This is a genomic window from Pseudomonas brassicacearum, from assembly GCF_009601685.2.
Lineage (GTDB): Bacteria > Pseudomonadota > Gammaproteobacteria > Pseudomonadales > Pseudomonadaceae > Aquipseudomonas > Aquipseudomonas kilonensis_B.
On sequence record NZ_CP045701.2, the window covers coordinates 2981531 to 2995901 of the forward strand.

Consider the following 14371-nt stretch of genomic DNA (forward strand, 5'->3'; position numbering starts at 1 on the left):
CAAATGATGTGGAGTAGTCGAGGTGTACACACCTCATCCCTTGAGGGAGGCCAGGGCGTCGCCAAAGATGTCCAGGGCCTTGAAGAACAGCGCGCGCGAAATCGTCAGCGAGGGCATGACCCGCATCACGTTGCTGTAGCGACCGCAGGGAATCATCAGCACCCCGTGGTTCAACAGGTAGCCCATGAGTTGGCCGATCTTGTCCGGTGCCAGTGGCGCCTTGGTGATCGGATCCTCGACCAGCTCGATGCCGATCATCAGGCCGCGACCGCGGACTTCACCGACCAACGGGCTGTCGAAACCACGGATACGTTCCTGCGCTTGGAGCCCCAGCGTGTGGGCACGGTTGAGCAGATCAAGCTCTGGGTCCTGGAGGATGCTGATATTGGTCAGCGCCACGGCCGCGGACAACGAGTTGGCGGCGAAGGTGTTGGGCATCGACCCGTCAGGAATCGCGGCTGCCAGGTCCGAACGCATGATCAGGCCCGCCATCGGCAGGTCGCTGCCGATGCCCTTGCCGAAGGTGAGCATGTCGGGCTTCACGCCCGAGTGCTCGACCGCCCACATCTTGCCGGTGCGCCCGGCGCCGGACTGCACTTCATCGACGATCAGCAGCGCGCCACTGCGGTCGCAGGCCTTGCGCAACAGTTGCAGGAATTCGGGTGAAGGTGGAACGTAACCGCCTTCGCCCTGCACCGGTTCGACGATCACGGCGGCCACGTCATCGGCGGCGGTGTAGGGGGTGTTCAGCAGGTAATCCACGTAGTCACCGGCAATCTGCTCGGCGCTTTTGTGGGTGGTGTCGAAGGGGAAACGATAGGCATAAGGGTAGGGCGCATGAATGACCCCGCCCATCTGGGCGCCGTAGCCCTTGCGGTAGGCCGTGCCTGTGGTCAGCGCACCGGAGGCGTTCCACACGCCGTGGTAGCCGCCGTGGAAGGCGATGATCTGATGCCGCCCGGTGACACGTTTGGCGAACTTGATCGCCGCCTCCAGCGCATCGCTGCCGCTTTGCGTGAAGAACGTGATGCAGTCGCCGCGCAAGCCGTCGGGTGCGATTTCGGAGAGCTTGGCGGCCAGTTCGGTGCGCCGGGTGCTGTTGACTTCCAACGCATGCATCAGCACTTCGGATTGCTCGCGAATGGCCTGCACCACCTTCGGATGGCAGCGGCCTACGCTGCTGACGCCCACGCCAGCGGACAGGTCGATGTAGGTGTTGCCATCGGCGTCCTTGAAGGTCGCGCCGAAGGCCCGGTCCATGGCCACGGGCATACGTCCGCCGCCGCGGGCCATCGACTCGGTACGCGCCGACAATGCCAGGGCCTCGGTGGTCCTTGGGCCAGGAATGGTGGTGGTGATCCGCGGGGCATCCGCGAAATGGAGGGATTCTAGCTTGGCTTCACTCATGACGGTCTCTCAGGATGTCGGTTACAGTGCCCCGATCATCCTCGTGGCCCGTTCCTGGCCGGTAGCCCGAATCGGCACATTGGACGGGCCGGATCGAGCGTCAGCACGAGAGCACTGACATGAACCAAAGAAAATTTGCAGAATTCTCTTAATGTGAGAATATCGCGCAACAAGGCATTCTAAAAACAAGAATATTGGCCGAGGCTTTCGTCATCATGAAAAATCAGAACATCAGCCATTTTCGTGACATCCATGTCCACGCCGCCACCGTCCAGGAGTGGAGCCAGGACTACAACCAGTTAACCGCTGGTTCGGCCGAGAGTTCGCTTATCCAGTTGACGACGGGGCGATGCCACGTATTCCGCGAGCAGATCAACCAACGCGTGGTGCAGCATGGCGTCGCCCCCCGAGGCAAGATGTGCTTTGCCGTGCCCATCACCGTCCCGGGTTCGATTCGGATGCAGGGACGGGAGGTGGACGAGAGCAGCCTGTTCTTTCTTCATGGCGGCGAGGAGTTCATGTTCCACATGCCGATGGGCATGGAACTGCTGGCCATTACCTTCGAACGTGAATTGTTCGAACAGGCGTTGGCGCAAACCGCGTCGGTCAAGGAAATCAGCCAGTTACTCCGCCAGCCGGTGATCAGGCTCCCCACGCAACGCTATGCTGACGCTCGACGTCGGATGCTGGCTGCATTCTCCCAGGCGCTCTCGAGCGAAGAGCTCGACCCTGCGCAAGATCGGGAGCTGGCACTGGAACAAGCCATGCTCGACGAGTTGCTGCAACTCATGACCGACCCTGCCTGTGACAAGCAGCAGCGTACGCCAAGCTCCACGCGCAGTTTCATTGTCGAAAAATGCCATCGCCTGGCCACCGCGGAACTGAACAACGTGCCCAGCGTGGATGAGTTGTGCCAGCGACTCCAGGTGAGTCGACGTACCGTGCAGAACAGCTTCCGCTCGGTTGCCGAGACGACTCCGCTCAATTACTTGCGCTCCGTGCGGCTCAACGGTGTGCGCCGGACCTTGATGTCCACCCGCGCGTCGCATCTCTCGATCGGCGATGCCGCTGCCCAATGGGGCTTCTATCATCTCAGCCATTTTGCAGCGGAATATCAGGAACTGTTCGCCGAATTGCCTTCCCAAACCGCACGCGCTGCCATCAACGGTTGCGCGCTTGCTTGAATATTTGTCGCGGTTTTTTTGAGAAGAGGTCTCTGGTTACCGATTTGGGATAGTGGGACGTTCAGGGAGAGGCATAGGATCGAATCCAGCGTGCGACAAGAACAATAACGCTATTCGGTGACGGTGAGCGGTTGACTGCATCGATCCTACAGCGCCTGCCTCATACCATAAGGTCAAGAAAACATGAGCGTATCTCTCCCGGTCAACAGCTCCACGGAGCTCAAGCGTGGGGCCCTGGGTGTGGGCTTCATCATCTTCTTCGTGGTGTCGGCGGCCAGCCCCTTGAGTGTCATCGCTGGCGGCTTTCCCATTGGCATCATGCTGGGCAACGGTGCGGGCACACCGGCGTTGCTGATCCTGGCCTTGCTGGTGTTACTGGCGTTCTCGGTGGGCTACACGACCATGTCCCGGCACGTCACCAATGCCGGCGGTTTCTACGCGTTCACCTCGCGCGGCCTGGGTGGCCTGGTGGGCGGTGCGGCGGGGGTGCTGGCGATGTTTGCCTACAACATTCTCCAGGTCGGCCTGTATGGCATGTTCGGTGGGGTGGTCAGCGGCACGATGCAAAGCGTGTTCGGCCTGGTGTTGCCCTGGTGGACGTACTCGCTGATGGCAATGGCCAGCATTGCGATTCTCGGCTATCGCAAGATCGATCTGTCGGCCCGGGTGTTGTCGGTCATTGTGATCGCCGAATATCTGGCGATCCTGCTCCTGGACTTCGCCATTCTCAGGACCGGCGGCGACAGCGGCGTCAACCTCGATGCGTTTGATCGCAGCCACGTGTTCAGCGGCACGCCGTCAATCGGCCTGCTGTTCTGTTTCGCCGCGTTCATCGGTTTCGAGGCCACCACTATCTACGGCGAAGAGGCCAAGAACCCGCAACGTACGATCCCGATTGCCACCTACTGTTCGGTCTTGCTGATCGGTGGTTTCTACGCGCTGTCGGTCTGGTCGATGGTGATCGGCGTAGGCGCGGACAAAATCGTCTCCACGCTTCAGGCCTTGCAAGACCCGACGACGTTTATCTATGGCATGTCCGATCACTTTGTCGGCCCGCACCTGACCCAGGTCATCCGCGTGCTGTTCATGGTCAGCATCTATGCCGGGTTGCTGGCGTTCCACAATGCCGCGGCCCGTTACTTCTACGCCATCGGGCGTGACGGTTTGCTTCACAGTCGCTTGGGCACCACTCATCGCGTCCATCAGAGCCCGCACATGGGCTCGGCGTTGCAGAGCTTGATCTCTGCGGTGGTCGTGCTGGTCTTCGCCGCGATGGATGCCGATCCGATCCTGCAACTGTTTGCCTGGCTGTCCAACCTGGCGACGCTTTGCGTGATTTTGCTGATGGCGCTCACGTCCGCGGCGGTATGGGTCTTTGCCCAGCGCCACCCCGAGCTCAAGCTGGGGATCTGGCGTGGGCGGATTTTTCCGGGCTTCTCTTGCCTGGCGCTATTGGCGGTGCTGTTTATCGCGGTGGTGCATTTCGATGTACTGACGGGTGCGAGCAAGGCCTTGTCGTACGGCCTCTGCGCCATCATCCCCGCAGCGCTGCTGGTTGGTGTGTTCCTCGCGGCGCGACTGCGCAAGGCGGCACCGCAGCGGTATTGGGTGCTGGGTAGTCACAAGCTATAGGTGCTCGCGCAGTATTGATGGCGCTTGAGAAGGATCAGGCTAAGCTCATTGGGTTCCCGCGCTCCAGTGCCTCGGCGGCCGGAGTGCCAGGCTGGAGCGTAAATAGCTGAGGAGTCTTGCGATGACGCTTCCACGAGCGTTGGCATTCGATGTGTTCGGTACGGTGGTTGACTGGCATTCAGGCATCGCACGTGAGGCGAGTCCATTCGTGTCGACCTACCTGCCCGCTGTCAGCCCTGCGGAATTTGCCATGCAATGGCGCCGGTTGTATGCGCCAGCGCTGCGCGAGTGCATCAAAGGGCATGGAGGCTTCGTTGTGCTGGACACATTGCACTACGAGACGCTGGTCCAGTTGTTGACGGCTTACGGGCTGGAAGTCGACCAGGTTGACCCCGAGGTATTGCACACGCTTGCCCATGCCTGGCGTCGCCTGGACCCTTGGCCTGACGTGACCGAGGGCTTGGCCCTGCTGCGTCGGCGCTTTGCGGTGGTGACCTTGTCCAATGCCAATGTGGCCTTGATGATCGCCATGAACCGCTACAACGGTTTGCAATGGGACGCACTACTGGGGGCGGAGTTCGCGCAAACCTACAAACCGGATCCTGCGGCGTACCTGTCCACGGCCAGGGCATTGGACATCAAACCCGCTGAACTCTGCCTGGTGGCCTGCCACCACAGCGATCTTGCGGCGGCCAGGGCGTGCGGCCTGATGACGGCCTATATCGACCGGCCCATGGAATATGGCGGAGCGCCTGCACCCGATGCCGCCCAAGCCCAGGATTGGGATTGGCAGGCCGATAGTTTCATCGATCTTGAACATAAGCTCTAGCTGCTTGAGGGACTGGTCAACCGAAACCGCCAGCAGCGCGCGCTTGCGCCCGGATGCGAACGGCATGCCCCCCCTAAAGGTGGTAGCGCGATTGCACCCATTGTTGGATTTGTTCCAATGCTTTGCTGGGGGCCAGGGTGCTGTCCGTTTCAATGAGGCGAGTCTTATTGGCAAGCACATCGTCCCGGATCACATGGCGGAACCAGTTGGAAAAATCGCCGGCCTTCATATGTTCGCCAAGAGCGACATCGGACAGTTGCATCGAGAGGGACAAGAACTCCGTCAGGTTTGTGGCACTTTTGCCTAGGGCCGGAAAGTGAAACGCATGCCATGCGCCTACATTTCCCGAGACGTACTTGCCGCTGTGCCGATGGTGCTTCTGGTCTGGCTGGACCTGGTCGAGCAGCAACACTTGTTCGCCTTCTCGCAGGTTCCACAGACAGGCATGTTCCAAGCCTGGCGAGCGCTCTGGAAAGGCGGGCCAGCTGCGTTGTATGCGTTTGGCGAACTGTTCGACCAGTTGCCGGGCAGTACTGCCGAACGTTACCAGTACGTTTACCTCCTCGAGGAGCGCCGGGCATATCTGATCGAAGTTCAGGGCAACGATGATAACCCCCATGTTGCCGAGAAAGCCGGGGGGCCAGTTGGCACAGTGGGGAAGCATGTAGTGTGCTTCGTCCACGATCAGCCAATAGGGTCGGCCCGAAACGTTACGAAGATGATGAATTGCGGGCAATAGCTCGCCAAACAGTTGCACACGCGCCGCCGGCTCCAGGGCCAGGGCGCTGACCACAACGTTAAGCCGTGCCTGTAGAAGCAGTTGCACCGACTCCTCGGTCGTCGGAGGTACGGTCAGGCCACCCACCGTTACCGCGTCGTCAAGGGTCAGATAGTCGCCTTCCGGATCAATGATGCAGAAATCCTGGCGAGCCTGGACCATTCGTTCTGTCAGCCAGGTAATGAAACTGGATTTGCCGGAGCCCGAATTGCCAACCACCAGCAGCACCGACTCTGCAGGCAACCAGGCCTTGTTCGCATCAACGGTCTGGCCTAACGAGACCCCGGTGCGCTCGATGGGCACCAACGCGACGTCTTTTTCCAACAGCATCTCCACCAGCTCGCAGACCCCACGGCCATGGTCTTGGCTGAGGCACACGTCTGCGCTGGACTTTATCGACGCAATGGCATTGTTCACGGCCGCGGCACAGCCACAGATCGATAAAAAAGCGTGGTCGTTTTCCGCATCACCCACGCCCACCACATTCAGCTCACAGATCCCCAGTCGTCGCAGAGCCGCACTCAGGCCCGACGCTTTGTTCACACAAGGAGGCAAGACCATGATCGCATCCTTGTTGAACGTCATCTGCCACTCCAGGCCAAGCTCGCGGATGCTGCTGAGCACCGTGTTTTCAAACGGACGCCACGTGGCGATGACCGATCGGCCGATCGACAACGGCCAGACCCCTTTGTCACGTAGGCTGGCCACCAGTTCGGTGGAAGCTGGATCCGCGATGAGTTCTTCGGTGTCCGTGGCGGGGTCGTACAAGAGCGCGCCGTTTTCGACGATCACCAGGTCAAACAGGTCAAGCTGTGGAAACTGGTGCTTGAGCGCTTGCAACTCCCGGCCGGTCACCAGTAGCAACTTGCGTCCGCTCTCTTTTAGGCGCGTGAGCGCTGCACAGACCTGCGGCGGGACATTGCCGTTTTCGGCGATGGTTCCGTCGAAATCCATTGCCAAGGCTAAGAAGTGCATGCTGTTTCCCGGCTTGGTTTAATCGGTTTTCGTCTATTCGTCGCGTGTCCAGCGGATGCTCACCCCATATTTATCCCCGCTGTATCGATAATCGGCCTTACCTTTGAAAGAACCCTCCAATGCATGGCCCAGGCAGTTGGCCAAGTGGATACCGGTCGTGGTCACGACCAGATTCTGCTCTGATTCAGTCAGCTTCATGAGGCGCTCCAGGGCGTGCTCGGCTTTTTCCTTTTTTTCAGTGTTGTGAATCAGGTTGATGATTTCACTTCGGTGTTTTTGCAAGAAGCCACCCGACAAGGTGAGTGTTCCTGCCGGTGCGTCGTCATCGATACGTCTACACGCTGGGCAGGCTGTTTCTTGTGCTTCATGAACCACGGTGTTTTCAGGACGACTCCAGGCCCAACTTCCGGCCTGGTAAACAGCACCACAGTGCGGACACACCGCTGAACCCTCGACGCGCTGCAAGCGATAGGGGTCATGAGCGGTGCTTTTGAACAACTTGTCTTTCTGGCTTTTCTGATACTTGTCCATGGCGTTTCCCTCGGGCATTGAGATGAAAAAATCCACGTTCAGTTGATTGAAAATCGAATACCCATCCCTGGATTCCATGACTTCATTTGGGACTCTGTTTCGGCCTCCAACGTTGATTTGTATCAATCTATAGGCAGGTGCCGGCACGCGTTCATCCAAAGGCATGCGGTGAGGTTTTGAGTTTGTTGATAAAAATCAATATGGAACGGGACACTTCATAGAAGCTGCCAGCACGCGTTGGTTATGCCTATAACCAGGAGAGCAGCCTGATGGCCCACAGCAAAATGACGTTTCGCGCGGCAGCACGCGAGAAAATCCTCAATGGCGCCTCGCAATTGGCGGATGCTGTGCGCATCACATTGGGGCCGAAATCGAAGTCGGTACTGATTCAGAACAAGTGGGGCAACCCCACGGTCTGTAACGACGGCGTGACGATTGCCAAGCGTATTGACTTGCAGGACCCCGAGGAGAACCTCGGGGCGCAAATGCTGCGCCAGGCTGCGGAGCGTACGGGCGACGCGGTAGGGGATGGGACCAGCACCTCCACGGTGCTGGCTCATGCAATCCTGGCCGATGGCATTCGCAACGTCGTCGCCGGCGCCAGTGCGATAGACCTCAAGCGCGGCCTGGATCGTGGGTTGTTGCTGGTCGTGGAATCGCTCGCAGCCCAGTCACGGCCGGTCAGCACGCTCAAGGAAAAAGCCCAGGTCGCCACGTTGTCGGCGCATAACGATGCCGTCATCGGCCAACTGGTGGCAGACGCGCTGGAAAAGGTCGGCGTTGAAGGCGTCGTCAGCGTCGAGGAGTCCAAGACCACCGAAACAGTGGTCGAGGTCATGGAAGGGATGCGATTCGACCGGGGCTATGTCTCCCCCTATTTCGTCACCGACACCGAGAAAATGCAGGTCGAACTCGACGACGCCTATTTGCTGCTCTGTGACCATAAGATCGGCGCTCTCAAGGATTTGCTTCCATTGCTTGAACTCGTAGCCAAGAGCGGGCAACCCCTGGTTCTGATTGCCGACGACATTGAAGGCGAGGCGTTGACCACGTTGGTGGTGAATCAGATAAGAGGCATCTTGCGAGCGGTGGCCATCAAGGCGCCAGGCTTTGGCGATCGACGCAAAGAGATGCTTCAGGACATGGCCGTTCTGACAGGGGCGACGTTGGTTTCAAACGAACTGGGCATCAGCCTGGAACATTTGGAACTGGGCCAGTTGGGGCGGGCGCACCGCGTTGTGGTGCAAAAAGACAGTACGGCTTTGATTGGTGGGGCAGGTACACGCGAGGCCATCGAGGCGCGTCTGCAGCAGATTCGCACACAAATGGACAGCACCACCAGCGCCTACGATCTTGAAAAACTTCAGGAGCGCTTGGCGAGGTTGTCCGGTGGTGTGGCGGTGATCCGCGTCGGGGCGCCTTCCGAAGCCGAAATGAAGGCGCGCAAGGATGCGCTGGATGATGCCATTTCGGCGACGCGGGCGGCGATCGCCGAAGGCATTGTCCCGGGCGGGGGACTGGCGCTGCTCAAGGCTGTCCCGATTATCGCGGCCGAAGAGGCGCGCCATGAGGGCGACGCCAGGACTGGTCTGCAGATTCTTCGCCGGGCGCTGGAAGCCCCGGCCAGGCTCATTGCGGAAAATTCCGCGGTGGACGCTGGCGTCGTGGTTGCGCGCATGCTTGCCGAACCCAACAACATTGGCTTCGATGCGTCCGCCAATTGTTATGTCGACATGTACGAAGCCGGTATCATCGATCCGACCAAAGTCGTGCGTATCGCCCTGGAGAATGCTGTTTCAGTCGCCAGTATCCTGCTGCTGACCGAGGCGACCATGACTGATATCCCGGATAAGGAATCACCCATCCAGCCACCATTTCCTGAGTGATGGCTGTGGGCAAGGGGAGTGTTCATGTCCGTATGGACGTCTCGATCGAGGACAGGTGACCGAGCAGCGGGTTTTCGCCGTGCAGGTCATTCAATGCCTGGTGCATCAGCTGCACCGCTTCTACTTTCTTCTGATATCGCTTGTCCTGATCGGCATGACGCAGTGCTGCGCCCGCAAGGGAGAAGCTGCGCGTGGCCGCACGCAAAGACAGGAAAAACGCCAGGGGCTTGCAGTCTTCCTCCCACGCACAGTGGTTGATGTAACTGGACAACAGGCGTGCGCCTAAACTTTCCAGCCCATGGTGTCGCAGGTCCATCAATACAAAAGCCACGTCGTAGAGCACATCGATGCAGGCAATCCGTTCACTGAACTCAATGCCATCGAAGAGTGTCGGCTGACCGTCGAGAAGACAGATGTTGGCCAAGCGCATGTCACCATGGCAGCGGCGAACGCGATTTTCACGGCGGCGATCTTCGATGCAGCGGGTCAAGGACTCCAGCAGGAGCCTTGAAGCGTGAGCAATCGCGGCGACTGTCGCGGTGTCGAGAATAGACGGATAGCGAGACATTTCCCGATGGTTTTTTTCGATTTCTTCTTTCAAGTCCGGGAGGCCACCGAAAGAAGGGGTGATTTGTGCATGCCCATGAAAGCGCGCGATCTCGATCCCCAACTGATCCATCATCGGTTCAGTCAGACGCCCTTCAACGGCCATGCGATCGAACAGCCGGTCCTGATCGAAACGGCGCATCACCACGAGCCAGTCAACCACTCGTCCGCGACCGTTGAGCGCCAATTGGCCATTAGCCTGGCGAGTAATTGAAAACAGCCTCAAGTACAGCGTCGGGGCTGTCCGTCGATTGAGCAATAACTCTGCCTGGCAGGCCTTTTTTCGGCTTTGCAGACTGAGGAAGTTCAGCTCGGCAAATGCCACGGCTCTTTTGAGTTTATAGGCACGGTCGCCATGCAGGAAAATCACCGAGCCATGGGTCTCGATACGCTCCACCGGCTGGTTTGCAGTGTCGTAGCTCGACGGTTTGGAGAGAAAGGCAATCACCTCATCTTGCAGGATGTTCATGCTCGTCTCCATGTCGTCTGCGGCCTTTGGGCAGTGTGGAGAAAGGCAGGCCCGCGCGATTGACATTAATCAAGTCCAGTGGATTGGAGGTGCGCACTTCTTGAGGGCCTCACGCCGGTATTTGATATTTATCAACGTCAGGCAAATGCCAGCGGCGCACCCTGAGTCGACGCTGGGGCTTGATCCGGCGAGGACGAATCGATGGGTCGACGAAGACGTTCGCCCCCTGCTGTTGGTCGCTGTAACAAGCGCCGGTCGGGGGCGTTCGCTGTGTTGAACCGTTCGCGACTCAAAGAGGCGATCATGCATCCGTCAATCATCGATAAACCCCTGGACCGCTTGCCCGTTGCGCCGAACTGGGTCGATAGCGTCCAGGCGCGCGAGGCCTTTTCCTGGCAAGAAGAGGGCCGCGCCCTGGCCGGTTTGCCGGGCGGTGGATTGAATCTTGCGTATGAGGCTGTGGATCGGCATGCGCAAGGTGCGCATCGACGGCATGCAGCTTTGCGCATTCTTGATCGCAATGGTGGCCGTCGCGACGTCAGCTACGCCCAACTGAGCACCCAGAGCAACCGATTTGCCAATGTATTGAAAACCCTGGGCGTGGTGCCAGGCGACCGCTTGTTCGTACTCTGCGGCCGGGGGTTGGAACTGTATCTGGGCGTGCTCGGCGGCCTGAAGCTCGGCTGCGTGGTGTCGCCATTATTCTGTGCGTTCGGCCCGGAACCCATCGAGACCCGCTTGCATCTGGGCGGAGCCAGTGTGTTGCTGACCAGTGGAACGCTCTACAGGCGTAAGGTCGCGGCCATTCGCGAACGCTTGCCGGCACTCAAGCATGTGCTGCTGTACGAAGAAGATGATGGGGACACGTTGCCTATGGAGGGGACGCTGGATCTGAGTTCGCTGCTGGCGCAGGCAGAGGAGGCGTTTACCGTCGTCAATACGACCGCCGACAGCCCCGCGCTTTTACACTTCACCAGCGGTACCACCGGCACCCCAAAGGGCGTGTTGCATGCCCACGGTGCGGCGCTGACTCATCGCGTCACCGGAAAATACGCCTTGGACCTGCACCCCGATGATGTCTATTGGTGCAGCGCCGATCCGGGTTGGGTGACCGGTACTTCCTATGGGATCTTTGCGCCTTTGCTGTTGGGTGTCACCAGCGTGGTCGAGGGCTGTGAATTCGACGCCGAGCGTTGGTATGGAATACTTGAACAGCAACAGGTAACGGTCTGGTATACGGCCCCGACGGCTATTCGACTCTTGATGAAGGCTGGTGCAGCGTTGGTGCGCAGCCATCATTTTCCGAGCCTGCGATTTATTGCCAGTGTCGGCGAGCCGCTTAATCCCGAGGCCGTCTGGTGGGGCAAAGAAGTGCTTGGGCTGCCGATCCATGACAATTGGTGGCAGACCGAAACCGGCGGCATCATGATTGCCAACACGGTCGCCATGCCCATCAAGCCCGGGTCCATGGGCAAGCCATTGCCCGGGGTCGAGGCAGCCATTGTCGCAAGAACCGAACAAGGCGGGCTGGTGTTTCTGGAGGACAACGAGGTCGGCGACCTGGCCCTGAAACAGCCTTGGCCTGCCATGTTCCGTACCTATCTTGGACAGGAGGAACGTTATCGTCAGTGCTTTGTCGGTGAGTGGTACCTGAGCGGCGATCTGGTGCGTCGCGATGCCGATGGTTATTACTGGTTCATTGGACGCAGCGACGATGTCATCAAGTCGGCGGGGCACCTGATCGGTCCGTTTGAAGTTGAAAGCTGCCTCATGGAACACCCCGCCGTGGCCGAGGCTGCGGTCATTGGCAAGCCCGACCCTCTGCTGGGTGAAACCGTGAAGGCCTTTGTTTCGCTCAAGAGTGGCTTGAGTGCCAGCGCGACCCTGCACGACGAATTGCTCGGTCATGGGCGCAAGCGCCTCGGGGCGGTCGTTGCGCCCAAGGAACTGGAATTTGTCGAAGCACTGCCACACACCCGTAGTGGAAAACTCATGCGTCGTCTGCTCAAGGCCCGTGAACTGGGTTTGCCTGAAGGCGATACATCCAGCATGGAGCGTGCGCCATGAGCCTCCCACCACGGACCCAGGACATTGCGCTCGACTTGCTACGGGACATGGTGCGCATCCGCCGTCTTGAGGAGCGGGCTGGCGAGCTGTACGGCGAGGGCAAGATTCGTGGCTTTCTGCACCTGTACATTGGCGAGGAGGCGGTGGCGGTCGGTGTCCTGCATGCACTGGCAGCCAACGACGCGGTGGTTGCGACATATCGCGAACACGGCCACGCCCTGATCAAGGGAGTCTCCATCAATGCCATCATGGCCGAGATGTATGGACGCCAGGAAGGATGCTCCCGCGGGCGAGGCGGCTCAATGCATCTGTTTGATGCCAGTACTCGGTTCTTCGGCGGCAATGCCATCGTAGCCGGTGGCCTGCCACTGACGGTGGGCATGGCGCTCGCTGAACGCATGCAAGGCGGGTCGCGTGTATCGGTGTGTTTTTTTGGTGAAGGCGCGATGGCGGAAGGGGCTTTCCATGAGTCCATCAACCTGGCCGCATTGTGGCAACTGCCGATGCTGTTTTGCTGCGAAAACAATCTCTATGCGATGGGGACTGCCCTGGACCGTTCGCAGTCGCAAACGGATCTGTGTGCCAAAGCATCGGCGTACAAAGTCGATGCCAGGTCCGTCGATGGCATGGACGTGATCGCCGTGCATGAAGCCGCTTGTGATGCGGTCGAACACATCCGCGCGGGGCGTGGGCCTTTTTTCCTGGAATGTCGCACCTATCGGTTTCGCGCCCACTCGATGTTCGACCCACAGTTGTATCGGGACAAGGACGAGGTGGAGCAATGGAAGGCGCGTGGGCCGATTCATGCATACAGTGCCCGGCTCAAGGCCGAAGGCCTTCTGGACGAACCCGGGTTTCTGGCGATCCTGAGCCAGGTGGACGCTGAAGTGGAGGCCGCTGTTACCTATGCCGAAAACGGTAGCCTGGAGCCGCTCGAGGACCTGTCTCGCGATGTCTACACCCCAAGGGCGACGCCATGAGTACGCGTATGAGCTATCGCGAAGCGCTTCGCGAGGCAATGCGTGAGGCGCTGGAGCGGGACCCACGGGTATTTCTGATGGGCGAAGACGTCGGTCGCTATGGTGGCAGCTATGCCGTCTCCCTGGGGTTGCTTGGGGCGTTTGGTCCCGAGCGTATCCGAGACACGCCATTGTCCGAGCTGGGTTTCGTGGGGGCCGGTATTGGGGCGGCGTTAGGGGGGATGCGACCGATCGTTGAAATCATGACCGTGAACTTCAGTCTGCTCGCCCTCGATCCGTTGATCAACACGGCGGCAGCCTTGAGGCACATGTCCGGCGGACAGTTCTCCGTGCCCTTGGTTGTGCGGATGGCGACAGGCGCCGGACGCCAGCTTGCCGCGCAACACTCCCACAGCCTGGAGGGTTGGTATGCACATATCCCTGGCTTGAAGATCCTGGCGCCGGCGACCGTTGAAGACGCGCGCGGCATGCTCTGGCCAGCGCTGGAGGATCCTGATCCGGTGCTGATATTCGAACATGCCCAGCTCTACAACCTGGAGGGCGAGACGGGTGAGTGGGAAACGGTGGATATCAACCGCGCCAAGGTACGTCGAGCCGGCAAGGACCTGACCTTGATCACCTATGGCGGCACCCTCGGCAAGGCCCTGACGGCCGCGCAGGAGTTGGCCGCCGAGGGTATCGATTGCGAAGTCATCGATCTGCGGGTTTTGCGCCCGTTGGATGACGAGACGCTGATGGCTTCGGTCTGCAAGACCCATCGTGCCCTGGTGGTGGACGAAGGGTGGCGCAGCGGCAGCCTGTCCGCCGAGATCATTACGCGGATCGTAGAGCAAAGCTTTTTCGAGCTGGATGCTCCGCCGGCCCGGGTGTGCAGCGCCGAGACGCCGATACCTTATCCGCGGCATCTGGAGGAGGCGGCCTTGCCCCAGGTGTCGACGATCGTCGCGACCGCTCGTCAACTGTGCCAAGGGCACCAGGGTGAGCACAGTGACGCGGGGTATTCGGATTCCGGGCCAGGAAGGTAGAC

11 protein-coding genes are annotated in these 14371 nt (G+C 59.6%); 7 read left to right on the top strand and 4 right to left on the bottom strand.

Features of this window, described 5'->3' with window-relative positions:
* Positions 1-33 precede the first annotated feature (33 nt).
* Complete coding sequence (locus GFU70_RS13035; RefSeq protein ID WP_058545863.1) at positions 34-1407, bottom strand: aspartate aminotransferase family protein; 1374 nt, start codon at positions 1405-1407, stop codon at positions 34-36.
* Between the two features lie 215 nt (positions 1408-1622).
* Between GFU70_RS13035 and GFU70_RS13040 the strand changes: the two genes are divergently transcribed.
* The 3 genes from GFU70_RS13040 (at position 1623) to GFU70_RS13050 (ending at position 5052) form a co-directional block, all read left to right on the top strand.
* Positions 1623-2591 carry a helix-turn-helix domain-containing protein gene (locus GFU70_RS13040; RefSeq protein ID WP_058545920.1) on the top strand — a complete coding sequence of 323 codons (969 nt, stop codon included), beginning with the start codon at positions 1623-1625 and terminating at the stop codon, positions 2589-2591.
* A 183-nt stretch (positions 2592-2774) separates the two neighbouring features.
* Complete coding sequence (locus GFU70_RS13045) at positions 2775-4223, top strand: APC family permease (protein WP_153388163.1); 1449 nt, start codon at positions 2775-2777, stop codon at positions 4221-4223.
* A gap of 121 nt (positions 4224-4344) precedes the next feature.
* Positions 4345-5052: a haloacid dehalogenase type II gene (locus GFU70_RS13050; protein ID WP_058545865.1), complete on the top strand. Its 708-nt coding sequence runs from the start codon at positions 4345-4347 to the stop codon at positions 5050-5052.
* Positions 5053-5125: 73 nt separating this feature from the next.
* On the opposite strand, the gene GFU70_RS13055 is transcribed toward GFU70_RS13050, so the two are convergent.
* Positions 5126-6805 (bottom strand): HAD-IIB family hydrolase, encoded by a 1680-nt coding sequence (locus tag GFU70_RS13055; RefSeq protein WP_058545866.1) that lies wholly within the window; start codon positions 6803-6805, stop codon positions 5126-5128.
* A gap of 33 nt (positions 6806-6838) precedes the next feature.
* Entirely contained in the window at positions 6839-7336 is a 498-nt protein-coding gene (locus GFU70_RS13060; protein ID WP_058545921.1) for a BCAM0308 family protein, read from the bottom strand.
* Positions 7337-7605: 269 nt separating this feature from the next.
* Here GFU70_RS13060 and groL point away from each other — a divergent pair, with 269 nt between their 5' ends.
* Complete coding sequence (gene groL / locus GFU70_RS13065; protein ID WP_058545867.1) at positions 7606-9222, top strand: chaperonin GroEL; 1617 nt, start codon at positions 7606-7608, stop codon at positions 9220-9222.
* A gap of 22 nt (positions 9223-9244) precedes the next feature.
* Here the strand turns inward: groL and GFU70_RS13070 are convergent, their stop codons facing one another.
* The gene (locus tag GFU70_RS13070) at positions 9245-10297 is read right to left on the bottom strand and encodes a phosphotransferase (protein ID WP_153388164.1); all 1053 of its coding nucleotides are present in this window, start codon (positions 10295-10297) and stop codon (positions 9245-9247) included.
* Between the two features lie 303 nt (positions 10298-10600).
* Here GFU70_RS13070 and acsA point away from each other — a divergent pair, with 303 nt between their 5' ends.
* From acsA to GFU70_RS13085, 3 genes are read left to right on the top strand one after another with little or no spacing between them, the layout of a single operon-like run.
* Entirely contained in the window at positions 10601-12364 is a 1764-nt protein-coding gene (acsA, locus tag GFU70_RS13075; RefSeq protein WP_153388165.1) for an acetate--CoA ligase, read from the top strand.
* The gene (pdhA, locus tag GFU70_RS13080) at positions 12361-13344 is read left to right on the top strand and encodes a pyruvate dehydrogenase (acetyl-transferring) E1 component subunit alpha (RefSeq protein WP_058545871.1); all 984 of its coding nucleotides are present in this window, start codon (positions 12361-12363) and stop codon (positions 13342-13344) included. Before acsA ends, pdhA begins: the two co-directional genes overlap by 4 nt.
* The gene (locus GFU70_RS13085) at positions 13341-14369 is read left to right on the top strand and encodes an alpha-ketoacid dehydrogenase subunit beta (RefSeq protein WP_153388166.1); all 1029 of its coding nucleotides are present in this window, start codon (positions 13341-13343) and stop codon (positions 14367-14369) included. Before pdhA ends, GFU70_RS13085 begins: the two co-directional genes overlap by 4 nt.
* Positions 14370-14371 lie beyond the last annotated feature (2 nt).